This is a genomic window from Hallella seregens ATCC 51272 (genome assembly GCF_000518545.1).
Taxonomy (GTDB): domain Bacteria; phylum Bacteroidota; class Bacteroidia; order Bacteroidales; family Bacteroidaceae; genus Prevotella; species Prevotella seregens.
In genome coordinates this window covers 15,679-28,596 of record NZ_JADU01000020.1, presented here as the reverse complement: position 1 = coordinate 28,596, position 12,918 = coordinate 15,679, and the positions used below count along the sequence as shown (strand labels likewise).

10 protein-coding genes are annotated in these 12,918 nt (G+C 57.7%); all 10 read left to right on the top strand.

Going from position 1 to position 12,918, the window contains the following annotated elements; genetic code table 11:
• Nucleotides 1-12: 12 nt before the first annotated feature.
• Nucleotides 13-1,182, top strand: a complete 1,170-nt coding sequence (gene dnaJ, locus L888_RS0107850; RefSeq protein WP_027952496.1) for a molecular chaperone DnaJ — start codon at nt 13-15, stop codon at nt 1,180-1,182.
• 104 nt (nt 1,183-1,286) lie between these two features.
• Nucleotides 1,287-2,588 carry a bifunctional folylpolyglutamate synthase/dihydrofolate synthase gene (locus L888_RS0107845; protein WP_027952495.1) on the top strand — a complete coding sequence of 434 codons (1,302 nt, stop codon included), beginning with the start codon at nt 1,287-1,289 and terminating at the stop codon, nt 2,586-2,588.
• A gap of 96 nt (nt 2,589-2,684) precedes the next feature.
• A complete protein-coding gene (locus L888_RS0107840; RefSeq protein ID WP_005846525.1) occupies nt 2,685-3,773 on the top strand; it encodes an aldose epimerase family protein in 1,089 nt (362 codons plus the stop codon).
• Nucleotides 3,774-3,885: 112 nt separating this feature from the next.
• Complete coding sequence (locus tag L888_RS0107835) at nt 3,886-5,133, top strand: MFS transporter (RefSeq protein ID WP_027952494.1); 1,248 nt, start codon at nt 3,886-3,888, stop codon at nt 5,131-5,133.
• Nucleotides 5,134-5,159: 26 nt separating this feature from the next.
• Nucleotides 5,160-6,320, top strand: a complete 1,161-nt coding sequence (gene galK / locus L888_RS0107830; RefSeq protein WP_027952493.1) for a galactokinase — start codon at nt 5,160-5,162, stop codon at nt 6,318-6,320.
• Between the two features lie 333 nt (nt 6,321-6,653).
• On the top strand, nt 6,654-7,847 hold the full coding sequence (locus L888_RS0107820; RefSeq protein ID WP_005846530.1) for an aldose epimerase family protein: 1,194 nt from the start codon (nt 6,654-6,656) through the stop codon (nt 7,845-7,847).
• An 89-nt stretch (nt 7,848-7,936) separates the two neighbouring features.
• Nucleotides 7,937-9,688: a sodium:solute symporter gene (locus L888_RS0107815; protein ID WP_005846532.1), complete on the top strand. Its 1,752-nt coding sequence runs from the start codon at nt 7,937-7,939 to the stop codon at nt 9,686-9,688.
• Nucleotides 9,689-9,764: 76 nt separating this feature from the next.
• Complete coding sequence (locus L888_RS0107810) at nt 9,765-10,442, top strand: NUDIX hydrolase (RefSeq protein ID WP_005846534.1); 678 nt, start codon at nt 9,765-9,767, stop codon at nt 10,440-10,442.
• A 68-nt stretch (nt 10,443-10,510) separates the two neighbouring features.
• Nucleotides 10,511-11,212, top strand: coding sequence for an L-ribulose-5-phosphate 4-epimerase (locus L888_RS0107805; protein WP_005846536.1), 702 nt, complete (start codon nt 10,511-10,513; stop codon nt 11,210-11,212).
• Between the two features lie 80 nt (nt 11,213-11,292).
• Nucleotides 11,293-12,837 (top strand): L-arabinose isomerase, encoded by a 1,545-nt coding sequence (gene araA / locus L888_RS0107800; RefSeq protein WP_027952492.1) that lies wholly within the window; start codon nt 11,293-11,295, stop codon nt 12,835-12,837.
• The last annotated feature ends 81 nt before the right edge of the window (nt 12,838-12,918 follow it).

The following is a 12,918-nucleotide window of genomic DNA, read 5'->3' as shown; positions in this document are numbered from 1 at the left end:
AACTGAACATCCATGGCAGAGAAAAGAGACTACTACGAGGTATTGGGCGTCGCCAAGGACGCCTCGGAAGACGACATCAAGAAGGCCTACCGCAAGCTGGCCATCAAATACCACCCCGACCGCAACCCCGGCGACAAGACAGCCGAGGAGAAATTCAAGGAGGCCGCCGAGGCTTACGAGGTGCTGCACGACGCCCAGAAGCGTCAGCAGTACGACCAGTTCGGCTTCAACGGCCCGCAAGGCAGCGGATTCGGCGGGTTCGGCGGCGGTGCCGGCATGAACATGGACGACATTTTCTCCATGTTCGGCGACATCTTCGGCGGGCATGGCGGCGGATTCGGCGGATTCGGGTTCGGCGGTGGCGGCGGCGATCAGCAGCGCGTCTACCGCGGCAGCGACCTGCGGCTCAAGGTGAAACTGTCGCTTCAGGACGTGGCCAGCGGCGTCACCAAGAAGTTCAAGGTGCGCAAGGACGTGGCGTGCAGCCACTGTCACGGGTCGGGCGCCGAGGGCGGCGCTGCACCCGAGACCTGTCCCACCTGCCACGGAACAGGCATTGTGAGCCGCACGGTGCGCTCCATGTTCGGCATGATGACCACCCAGGCCGAGTGTCCCACCTGCCACGGCGAGGGCACCGTCATCAAGAACAAGTGCAAGGAGTGCAGCGGCACGGGCACCGTCAAGGGCGAAGAAGTGGTCGAAATCAACATTCCCGCCGGCGTGGAAGAGGGCATGGTGCTCAACGTGCACGGCAAAGGCAACGCCGGCGCCCACAACGGCATCAACGGCGACATACAAGTGCTGGTGGAGGAAGAGAAGAACGACACTTTCATCCGCGACAAGCAGGACGTGCTCTACAACCTGCTGCTCGACTTCCCCACGGCTGCACTCGGCGGCGAAGTGGACGTGCCCACCATCGACGGCCGCAAAGTCAAGCTCAAGGTAGACCCCGGCACTCAGCCCGGCAAGAGCGTGCGGCTGCGCGGCAAGGGCCTGCCCGCCGTCAAGGGCTACGGCTCGGGCATGGGCGACCTCATTGTCAGCATGAGCGTCTATGTGCCCAAGACCCTCTCGCGCGACGAGCGCAAGGCCATCGAAAAACTGCGCGAGAGCGAGAATTTCCAGGGTGACAAGACCACCCGGCAGAGCATCTTCGACAAGCTCCGCAGCCATTTCAATTAACCATTAGCCCGTCATCGCACGATGATTCCGGTGAAATCGCAACGCGATTACCGCGTGTTCGCACTGCGATTTCACCGGAATTATCGTGCGATTTCCATACCATCATGAACTATCCAGAGACTGTAGCCTATTTGTTCAGCAGCACCCCCGTATTCGAGCACGTGGGCGCCACGGCTTATAAAGAGGGCCTGGGCAACACCCTCGCGCTCGACTCGCACTTCGGCCACCCCCACCACGCCTACCCCACCATCCATGTTGCCGGCACCAACGGCAAGGGCTCGTGCTCGCACGCACTGGCCGCCATCCTGCAACAGGCCGGCTACCGCGTGGGGCTCTACACCTCGCCCCACCTCGTGGACTTCCGTGAGCGCATCCGCGTGAACGGCGAGCCCATCAGCGAGGAGCGTGTCGTGACATTCGTCGAACGGGAGCGCGGCTTCTTCGAGCCGCTGCATCCCTCGTTCTTCGAGCTCACCACGGCCCTGGCTTTCCTCTGGTTCAAGGAGCAAAAGGTGGACGTAGCCGTCATCGAGGTGGGGCTCGGCGGCCGGCTCGACTGCACCAACGTCATCACTCCCCTGCTCTCGGTCATCACCAACATCAGTCTGGACCACACCCAGTTTCTGGGCGACACGCTGGCCAAGATAGCCGGCGAGAAGGCCGGCATCATCAAGCACGGCGTGCCGGTAGTGGTAGGCGAGGCCGTGCCCGAGACGCGGCCCGTGTTCGAGCGGGCGGCTGCCGGCCGGCAGGCTCCCGTCGTCTTTGCCCAGAACAACCCCGAGGTGACGGCCTCAACAGCCGTCGCAACGGGCGGCCGCGACTACCAGACGCGCAGCTACGGCCCGCTGCACGGCGAGCTGGGCGGCGACTGCCAGACCCTCAACACCAACACGGTGCTGACGGCTGTCAGCGTGTTGCGGCGGCTCGAAGACAGGACAGGGCTGCACGTCTCGGCCGCCGACGTGCGCCGGGCGCTGCCCCGCATGGCCAGCCTCACCGGCCTGATGGGCCGCTGGCAACAGCTGCACGAGGCCCCGCGCGTGGTGTGCGACACCGGGCACAACGTGGGCGGCTGGCAGCTGCTGGCCCCGCAAATCGCGGCCCAGCCGTGTAGACAGCTGCGCATAGTGTTCGGCATGGTCGACGACAAGGACATAGACGCCGTGATGCGGCTGCTTCCCCGCAACGCCGTCTACTACTGGACACAGGCCGCCAACCACCGCGCCATACCCGCCCCGCGGGTGCAGGCCCTGGGCTCGGCCCACGGACTCCGCGGCCGCCAGTACCCCACGGTCGCCGCTGCCCTCCGGGCAGCCATGGCCGATGCCGCCCCCGACGATTTCGTCTTCATAGGCGGGTCGAGCTATGTCGTGGCTGACCTCCTGACGTTAAACTATTTTTAACACCGGCTCCACCGTTTTTTTCACGCTTTAGCTTGGATTTGTCTTTTATTTTTAGTTACTTTGCAGATACGTAAGACAACTAAAAACTTATTGTTTATGACGAACACAGCTGAAACGGAAAACAGCTGTGGCCTGAAGCGTGAAGACTTTCAGGCCACAGTAAACGGAAAGAAGACCGACCTCTTCATCCTGAAGAACAGTAAGGGAAACGAGGTGGCCATCACCAATTATGGCGGTGCGCTGGTAGCCATCATGGTGCCCGACAGAAACGGCAAGCGGGCCAACGTGATTCAAGGCCATGACAATATACAGGACGTCATCAACTCGCCGGAGCCTTATCTCTCCACGCTGATTGGACGTTACGGCAACCGCATTGCCAAGGGCCGCTTCACGCTGCATGGCAAAGAATACTTCGTACCGGTGAACAATGGGCCCAACGCCTTGCACGGCGGCAAGAAAGGATTCAACGCCCGCGTGTGGGATCCCGAGCTGATGAACGACCACACGCTCGTGCTCCACTACGTGGCCGCCTACGGTGAAGAGGGCTATTCGGGCGAGCTGAAGACTACTGTGGTCTACACTTGGACCGATGACGACGAGCTGCACATCGACTACATGGCCTCCACCAACAAGAAAACGGTCATCAATCTGACGAGCCACGGCTTCTTCTCGCTGAGCGGCATCGCCAACCCCACACCGACCATCGACAACCTGCTGTGCCAGATCAATGCCGACTATTACCTCCCCATCGACGACACTTCCATCCCCACGGGCGAAATTCGCTTCGTTAAAGGCACTCCGTTCGACTTTACCACGCCGAAGGAAGTGGGGCGCGACATTGACGCCGACGACGAGCAAATCAAGAACGGCGCCGGTTACGACCACTGCTATGTGCTGAACAAAAAGGAGGAAGGCGAGCTGAGCTTCGCCGCCAAAATCACTGAACCCGTGAGCGGCCGCACCATGGAGGTGTACACCACAGAGCCTGGCGTGCAGCTCTACACCGACAACTGGGCCGACGGCTACAAGGGCCAGCACGGAGCTACGTTCCCCCGTCGCTCGGGCATTTGCTTTGAGTGCCAGCACTTCCCCGACACACCCAACCACCCGTACTTCCCCTCGGTGGTGCTGAATCCGGGCGAGCAATACAAACAGAAAACCATCTATCGCTTCGGTGTGGAGTAGCATCGGGCAAAGCATAAGGGAGGGATGAGCAAGGCGTTGGCAGCCAACGGCTTGGCATCCGTCCCTTATTCCCTTTTTCTACTTGGAATGAATCAGTAAAAACCAATATCAAATGGAACAAAACCCAACCAGTCAACGACCGAACTATATGTTCGCACTCATCGTGGTGTTCATCGTCTGCTTCCTCATTGGATTCATCACAACGATGAACAACTCCATGATTTCCTTCTGCTCCAAAGCCTTCGACCTGACAGCCCAACAGGGGCAATACGTCAACACCGCCTTTTACGGGGCCTACCTTCTGAGCATTCCCTTTGCCATGCTCATGAGCAAAATCGGCTACAAAGGCACGCTCATCCTGGGCCTTGGAGTGGCCGGTGCAGGCTTCGTCATCAACTCCATTGGCATCGATTCGGCCATAGCCGCCGGCGCAAACGTCTATACGGTGTTCCTGGCCAGCATGTGCCTGGTGGCCTGTGGCGTGGTGATGTTGCAGAATGTGGCCAATCCTTACGTGATGGTGCTGGGCAGCCCGGAGAGGGGCGCTTTCCGCATGACGCTGAGCCAGGCCCTCAACTCCGTGGCCACCACGCTGGCTCCGCTGTTCATCACCTATGTCATCATCCGCGGACAGACCCCTGAGCCGAAAGCCGTTCCCGGCCCGTTCCTCGGCTTGGGCATCTTCACCATATTGATTTGCGGCATTCTGGTGTTCCTGAAACTGCCGAAAATCGACGAGGGCAAGCAGGCCGAGGAGGCCGGCGTGCACCGCGAGTACAAGAGCAGCGTGTTCAAATACCCGCACGTGTGGCTCGGCGCCCTGGGCATTTTCATGTACATGGGCGTGGAGATTGGCGTGCCGTCGATGCTACCCTACAAGTTCCGCGACATGGTGGGCGAGGGCTCCGACTACACCGCCCTGGCCACCAGCTACCTGGCTTTCTACTGGGGAGGCATGATGGTGGGCCGTTTCCTCGGAGCCGCCATCCTGGCCAAGTTTGAGCCGCGGAAGCTGCTTACGGCCTGTCTCTGCCTGGGCGCGCTGTGCATTGCCCTGAGCGTGGTGCTGCCGGGAATGGTGGGCATCTGGTGCATGATTGCCGCAGGCTTGTTCCATTCGGTGATGTGGCCGCTCATCTTCAACCTGGGTCTGCAAGAGCTTGGTCCCCACACCAAGTCGGCCACGGGCGTCATCAACACGGGTGTCATCGGTGCAGCCATCCTGATGCCCCTCATGGGCAAGCTGGTGGACAGCACGAGCGTCATCGTGGCTACCTGCTGCCTGTTCGTCTTCTACGCCTACATCATCTGGTTCTGCAACTGGGGATCGAAGACGGGACTCTCTCATCAACAAGACTAACCATTCACTTTTTAAACGATACAAATATGGATATAGAATTCGTAAGAAGCCGCTTCATCAAGCATTTCGACGGCAAGACGGGAAATATTTACGCATCTCCCGGCCGCATCAACCTCATTGGTGAGCACACCGACTATAACGGCGGGTTTGTGTTTCCGGGTGCCGTGCAGCAAGGCATCATGGCCGAGGTGCGCCCCAACGGGCAGAAGACCTGCAACGTCTACTCCATCGACCTGAAAGATATGGCCCACTTCACCCTTGACGACCCCCAGGGACCCAAGGCCACTTGGGCCCGCTTCATCTACGGCATCTGCCGTGAGATGATGGCGTTGGGCGTAGATGTGAAGCCGTTCAACGCCGCCTTTGCCGGCGACGTGCCCCTCGGCGCCGGCATGTCGTCGAGTGCAGCCCTGGAGAGCTGCTTCGCCTATGCACTGAACGACCTCTTCGGCGACAACAAAGTGTCCAAGTGGGACATGGTGCTCGCCGGCCAGGCCACGGAGCACAAGTACATCGGCGTGAACTGTGGCATCATGGATCAGTTTGCCTCTGTGTTCGGACAGCAGGGCAAGCTCATGCGGCTCGACTGCCGAAGCCGCGAGTTCCAGTACTTCCCGTTCGAGCCGAAAGGCTATAAGCTGGTGCTGCTCAATTCCAAGGTGAAGCACGAACTCAAGGGCTCTCCCTACAACGACCGCCGCAATTCCTGCGAGAACGTGGTGAAGGCGCTGACCGCACACTTTCCGGGAAAGACGTTCGAGACTCTGCGCGATGCCGACTGGGACGAGCTGGAGGCCGTAAAAGCTGAGGTGAGCCAGGAAGACTATACCCGCGCCCACTTTGTGCTCGGCGAGAAAGATCGCGTGCTGGCTGTCTGCGATGCACTGGAAAAAGGCGACTACGAGACGGTGGGAAAGAAGATGTATGAGACCCATTACGGCCTGAGCAAGGAGTACGAGGTGAGCTGCGAGGAGCTCGACTACCTGAACGACTTGGCCAAGGAGAACGGCGTGACGGGTAGCCGCATCATGGGCGGCGGCTTCGGTGGCTGCACCATCAACCTGGTGAAAGACGAAATCTACGACCGGTTTGTGGCCGATGCCAAGGCCAAGTTCAATGCCAAGTACGGTCATGAGCCCGCCGTGATCGAGGTGGTGATTGGCGATGGCTCACGCAAGATTTGCTAACTCCAAGCATCTCCCATGGCCTCGGCCGGCAAATCGGTTTTGCCCTTGCCGGCCGAGGCGAGGATTCCGACCCGCCATTGCATATTGCAGTGACGGGTTTTCCTGTATCCATTAGGGGCTCGGGCAGCTGCCTATCCTGCGTTCGAGGGAGTGCTTCGCAAGGCCACGGCACCCATCCGGCCGCCCCATCGAAGCTGCTCTACCCTTGATTTACATCAAAAAGTGTGAAAAATACCCTTTTCGTGAAAAAAGAATGGGAAAGGCATACAACTTTCGAGGAAATGTTGTAACTTTACCACCAAATGACGAACTATCACTAACAATACCATCTATATGAAAAAAATGACACAAGCCATGTGCCTGGCCGGACTGGGAGTCCTGGTTTTGGCATCGTGCGCCGGTGGTGGCAATGCCGCCAAGGAAACCGTTTCGGGACTCGATCCCGCAGCCTTTGACACCACGCTGAACGGTAAGAAAGTGGAACTGATAACCCTCAAGAATGCACAGGGCATGGAAGTTTGCCTCACCAACTATGGCGGCCGCGTGGTCTCCATCTGCGTGCCCGACAAGGACGGAAAGCCCACCGACGTGGTGCTGGGCTATGACAACATCAGGCAGTATGCCGATACGGCAAACACCCCCTCGGACTACGGTTCAAGCGTGGGCCGCTATGCCAACCGCATCAAAGATGCTAAAATCAACGTGGCCGGCAAGGAATACAAGCTGCGCGCCAACGACAACGAGAACTGTCTGCACGGCGGGGGCAACACCGGCTGGCTGAATCAGGTGTACGACATTCAGGCCCTGACCGACAGTAGCGTGACTTTTGCCATCACGGCTCCCGATGGAGAGAACGGCTTCCCGGGCACCGTAAAAGCTACGGCTACCTATCTGGTGAAGAGCGACAACACGCTCGACATGGTGTTTGAAGCCACGACCGACAAGGAGACGGTGGTGAACATGACCAACCATAGCTACTTCAACCTCAACGGAGACCCGTCGAAAGAGGGCATGGATCAAGTGATGTACATCAACGCCGACAAGTTCACCCCGGCCGATGCCAAGTATATTCCCACCGGCGAAATCAGGGACGTGACGGGCACTCCCATGGATTTCCGCAAGGCGCATGCCATTGGAGAGACCATCGTCGACACCACTTTCGACCAAATAAAGAACGCCACAGGTTACGACCATAACTGGTGCCTGAACACCTATAAGGACGGCAAGGGCGACGACACACAGGTGGCAGCCAGCCTCTACTCGCCCAAGACGGGCATCCTACTCGAGGTGTTTACCAACGAGCCGGGCATCCAGGTCTACACGGGCAACTTCCAGGGCACGGGCATTGCCTGCAAGCACGGCGTGAAATACCCCAAGCACGTGAGCGTGTGCTTCGAGAGTCAGAAGTATCCCGACAGCCCCACCAAGATAGCCAACAAGACCAAAGGCTGGGAGATTTCAAATCCTTATCTGAAGCCCGGACAGAAATACGTGTCTCACTTGGCTTACAAGTTCAGCGTGAAATAAAGTCCGACGTTGGAGCTGGAAGCAACCGAAACAAGAAAGAAACCGAATCAAAATCCTAAATTACAAATAATTAATCACTTTCAACAACAATGAATTGGACATCGAATGAGTTCCTCTGGCTGGACTGGGCCGTGCTGGGCATCGGCCTGGTGGGAGTAATCTGGGCCGTGTGGCACGCCATCATGAAAGACAAGAAAGCCTCCGCGGGTGAAAATTCGTCGGACTATCTCTTTGGCAAGGGCGAGCCTTGGTATGTGATTGGCATGGCCATCTTTGCAGCAAATATCGGTTCAGAACACCTGGTCGGCCTTGCCGGCACGGGTGCCAAAGACGGTGTGGGCATGGCCCACTGGGAAATGCAGGGCTGGATGATTCTGATCCTGGGCTGGGTTTTCGTGCCTTTCTACGAACTGCTCATCACTAAACTGGGCAAGATCATCACCATGCCCGACTTCCTTAAATTCCGATACAACAATGCCACAGGCTACGGTCTGAGCATCATCACGCTGGTGGCCTACGTGCTCACCAAGGTGAGCGTGACGGCCTACACAGGCGGCATCTTCTTTGAGTACCTGCTGGGACTGAACTTCTGGGTGGGCGCCATCGGCCTGATAGCCGTTACCTGCGTGTTCACCGTCTTTGGAGGCATGAAAGGTGTCATGACACTCTCGTCCATTCAAACGCCTATTCTCATCATCGGCTCGTTCCTCGTGCTATTCCTTGGCCTGTCTGCCTTAGGTGGAGGAAGCATCGTTGAGGGCTGGGGAGCCATGATGGACAACGCCCGTGCCATGCACGACGGCTACGGCATCAACCATATGTTCCACACCGATCCGGGCGACCCGATGTACAAGGAATATCCTGGCTATGTGGTGTTCCTCGGTGCAAGCATCATCGGTTTCTGGTACTGGTGTACGGACCAGCACATCGTACAGCGTGTACTTGGCCAGACCAAGGGCGAGGATCCCGGCGTTGTCATCGCACGTGCCCGTCGTGGTACCATCGCCGCCGGCTTCTTCAAGATCCTCCCCTGCTTCATGTTCCTCATCCCGGGCATGGTTGCCGCTGCTCTGGCACAGAAAGGCAACGGGTTCGTCATGGGCGACACCGACGCCGCCTTTGCCCTCATGGTCAAGAACATCCTGCCCGTGGGCATCAAAGGCATCGTGACCATCGGTTTCGTCTGCGCCCTCGTAGCTTCGCTGGCTGCTTTCTTCAACAGCTGCGCCACACTCTTCACCGAGGACTTCTACAAGCCCATGAAGAAGAATATGAGCGAGGCACACTATGTGCTCATCGGCCGTATCGCCACGGTAGTGGTGGTGCTTCTGGGCTTGATTTGGATGCCGGTCATGATGAGTCTTGGCTCTCTCTATAGCTACCTGCAGGGCATTCAGTCGCTGCTGGCGCCGGCCATGGTGGCTGTGTTCACGCTGGGCATGTTCTCTAAAAAGATTACACCGGCCTCCGGTGCCTGGGGACTCTTCGGCGGATTCCTTGTGGGCATGCTCCGCCTGATGACCAATGTGGCCACCGATACTGGCAAGATGGCGGCCGACCAGATTAGCTTCTTGGGTCTGCCTACCGGCTTCTGGGAGAGCACGACCTGGTTCTGGCAGACCAACTGGCTCGTATTCGAGTGCTGGCTGCTCGTGTTCATTATAGTGCTCATGGTCGTGGTATCGTTCTTCACCAAGGCCCCCTCGCAAGAACAGGTGGATGCCATCACTTTCACGGGCAGTTACAAGAAGACCATCCGCGAGAGTTTCAGCATCTGGGACATCCTGGGCACGCTGCTCGTAATTGGACTCTGCGCTGCATTCTACGCCTATTTCTGGTAAACACATCGGTTCGGGCCGGCAACACAACACGCCGGCCGGGACTCCTTTCAAGTCAAATCCACAATACATCAACACAATGACAAACTATTACAGCGAGCATTCCAAGGTGTGGGTCTCCGTAGACTGCATCATCTTTGGATTCGAGGCAGACAAACTCAAACTGCTCATTGGCAGACGCCAGATGGACCCCGGACGCGGCGAATGGTCGCTCTACGGTGGTTTCGTCGGGAACGACGAGAGCCTGTCCGAGGCTGCCAGCCGTGTGGTCTTTCAACTGACCGGACTCAAAAAGCTCTACTTGCGGCAGGTGGGTGCCTATGGCGCCATCGACCGTGACCCGGGCGAACGAGTAATTTCGGTGGCCTATTGTGCGCTCATCAATGTGAAAGACTACGACGACAAGCTGCGCGAGAAGTACAATTTGGAGTGGGTTTCGCTTCCAGACCTCCCACAACTCTATTCCGACCACAACCGTATGGTCAACGATGCCATCGGCCAACTGCGCCGCCGCATCAACACCGAGCCCATCAGTTTCAACCTGCTTCCCGACCTCTTCACGCTAACCCAGCTGCAGCATGTCTACGAAGCCGTGCTGGAAAACGAGATTGACAAGCGCAACTTCCGCAAGCGAATCAAGCAGATTGACTTCATCGAGAAGACCGAGCTCATCGACAAACTGACCTCCAAGCGCGGTGCCGCCCTCTACCGATTCAACCGCAGGGCCTACGACGAGGACCCGTCGTTCAAGCTGTAGCCCTCCCGGCTGACTCTCATCGAGAACCTTTAACAAATACACTATCCCTTTATACCATATTATATTTCATGCTCGAAGAATTAAAAGAAAAAGTATTCCGTGCCAACCTCGACCTGGTGAAACATGGACTCGTGCTCTTCACTTGGGGCAATGTCTCCGGCATAGACCGGGAGAAAGGCCTTGTTGTCATCAAGCCGTCGGGCGTCAGCTATGATGCCATGAAGGCCAGCGACATGGTAGTAGTTGACCTGCAGACCGGCAAAGTGGTGGAAGGCGACCTCAACCCATCCAGTGACACGCCCACCCATCTCGTCATCTACCGCAACTTCCCTGAGGTCGGAGGCGTGGTGCATACCCACTCCACCTATGCCACCGCCTGGGCTCAGGCCGGACTTGACATCCCCAACATCGGCACCACGCACGCCGACTACTTCCACGATTCCATCCCCTGCACGGATGCCATGACCGAAGACCAGATGGCCGAATACGAGTACAACACCGGCGTGGTCATCGTTGACCGCTTCCGCAAGGACGGCATCAACCCTGTGCACACACCGGGCGTGCTGGTGAAAAACCACGGCCCCTTCACTTGGGGAAAGAATGCCGACGAGGCCGTTTACCATGCCGTGGTGGCCGAGCAAGTGGCCAAGATGGCCTTTATATCGTTCTCTGTAAACCCCAAGACCACGATGAACCCGTTGCTTGTGGAGAAGCACTTCTCGCGCAAGCACGGTCCCAACGCCTACTACGGGCAGAAGAAGAAAGGCTGATGCCCGTGCGTTCTTCCACGCTTTCATCCCTGACATATTAACTTCAGCAAATATAATTTTCACTTAAAACATAAAAAACTATGATTGAAGCATTTAAAGATTTTGAGGTTTGGTTTGTAACCGGCGCGCAGCTCCTCTATGGAGGCGATGCCGTGGTACAGGTAGACGGCCACTCCAAGGAGATGGTCGAGGGCCTCAACAACTCTGGCCTCCTGCCCATCAAGGTGGTTTATGCCGGCACTGCCAACAGTTCCAAGGAGGTGGCCGACGTAATGAGCCGCGCCAATGTGGACAAAAAGTGCGTGGGCGTGATTTGCTGGATGCACACTTTCTCACCTGCCAAGATGTGGATCAAGGGCATGCAGATCCTGCGCAAGCCGTTGCTCCACCTCCATTCACAGTATAATCAGCAGATTCCCTGGGACACGATGGACATGGATTTCATGAACCTCAACCAGAGTGCCCATGGTGATCGCGAGTATGCCCACATCCTCTCCCGTCTGCGCAAGCCCCGCAAGACCGTCATCGGCTACTGGAAAGACGAAAAGACCCTGAAGCATATTGCCGTATGGGAGCGCGTCTGCGCCGGCGTGGCCGATGCTCAAGACTGCCTCATCATCCGTTTCGGCGATCAGATGAACAACGTAGCCGTGACCGATGGCGACAAGGTTGCTTTCGAGCAAGTACTGGGTTACCATGTGGACTACGTACAGTTCTCCACCGTGCTGGAGTATTTCGAAAAGGTGAAAGACGAGGAAGTTGACGCCCTCGTGCACGACGTGTACTTCAAGGAGTATGTCGTAGCCGATGCCCTGAAAGACAAGAGCACCGTGGAATACAAGAAGATTTGGAACTCTGCCAAGGCTGAACTCACCCTCCGCGCCGTGCTCAAGGCTTTCGGCGCCAAGGGTTTCACCACCAATTTCGACGATCTCGGCGACGTTGACGTCGAGAAGACCGGCCACGGATTCGACCAGATTCCGGGCCTTGCCTCACAGCGTCTGATGAGTGAGGGCTACGGCTTCGGCGCCGAGGGCGACTGGAAGGATGCCGCTCTCTATCGCACCACATGGTTCATGAGCCAAGGATTGCCTGGTGGCACCTCGTTCCTGGAGGACTATACGCTCAACTTCGACGGCGAGAACACATCCATCTTGCAGTCGCACATGCTGGAGGTTTGTCCCGCCATCTCCGAGGAGAAGCCCCGCCTGGAAGTGCACTTCCTCGGTATTGGCGTGCGCAAGACCCCGACGGCCCGTCTGGTGTTCACCACCAAGCAGGGCCATGGCATCACGGCAACCATAGTAGACATGGGCAACCGCTTCCGTCTCATTGCCAACGATGTGAACCTCATCAAGTCGAAGCCCCTACCCAAGTTGCCCGTGGCCTCCGCCCTCTGGATTCCCGAGCCCACCTTCGAGGTTGGCGTGGGCTGCTGGATGGAAGCTGGCGGCACCCATCATTCCTGCTTCAGCTTCTCGCTGACCGACGAGTATTGGCGCGACTTTGCAGAGATTGCCGACATCGAAGCCTGCATCATCAACAAGGACACCGACTACCAGCAGTTCCGCAAGGAGCTCCGCTGGAACGAGATCTACTACATGCTCAACAAGTCGTTGAGATAATCCATTCGTGGCCGGGGAGGACAGGACAGGAACATCCTGCGCTTCCTCTCCGGCCTGTCTTTTTCTCCATTCTCCATTACC

Excerpts from the sequence above, each read along its gene's own strand:
- dnaJ (WP_027952496.1), top strand. The coding sequence starts at position 13 with ATGGCAGAGAAAAGAGACTACTACGAGGTATTGGGCGTCGCCAAGGAC.
- L888_RS0107845 (WP_027952495.1), top strand. The coding sequence starts at position 1,287 with ATGAACTATCCAGAGACTGTAGCCTATTTGTTCAGCAGCACCCCCGTA.
- L888_RS0107840 (WP_005846525.1), top strand. The coding sequence starts at position 2,685 with ATGACGAACACAGCTGAAACGGAAAACAGCTGTGGCCTGAAGCGTGAA.
- L888_RS0107835 (WP_027952494.1), top strand. The coding sequence starts at position 3,886 with ATGGAACAAAACCCAACCAGTCAACGACCGAACTATATGTTCGCACTC.
- galK (WP_027952493.1), top strand. The coding sequence starts at position 5,160 with ATGGATATAGAATTCGTAAGAAGCCGCTTCATCAAGCATTTCGACGGC.
- L888_RS0107820 (WP_005846530.1), top strand. The coding sequence starts at position 6,654 with ATGAAAAAAATGACACAAGCCATGTGCCTGGCCGGACTGGGAGTCCTG.
- L888_RS0107815 (WP_005846532.1), top strand. The coding sequence starts at position 7,937 with ATGAATTGGACATCGAATGAGTTCCTCTGGCTGGACTGGGCCGTGCTG.
- L888_RS0107810 (WP_005846534.1), top strand. The coding sequence starts at position 9,765 with ATGACAAACTATTACAGCGAGCATTCCAAGGTGTGGGTCTCCGTAGAC.
- L888_RS0107805 (WP_005846536.1), top strand. The coding sequence starts at position 10,511 with ATGCTCGAAGAATTAAAAGAAAAAGTATTCCGTGCCAACCTCGACCTG.
- araA (WP_027952492.1), top strand. The coding sequence starts at position 11,293 with ATGATTGAAGCATTTAAAGATTTTGAGGTTTGGTTTGTAACCGGCGCG.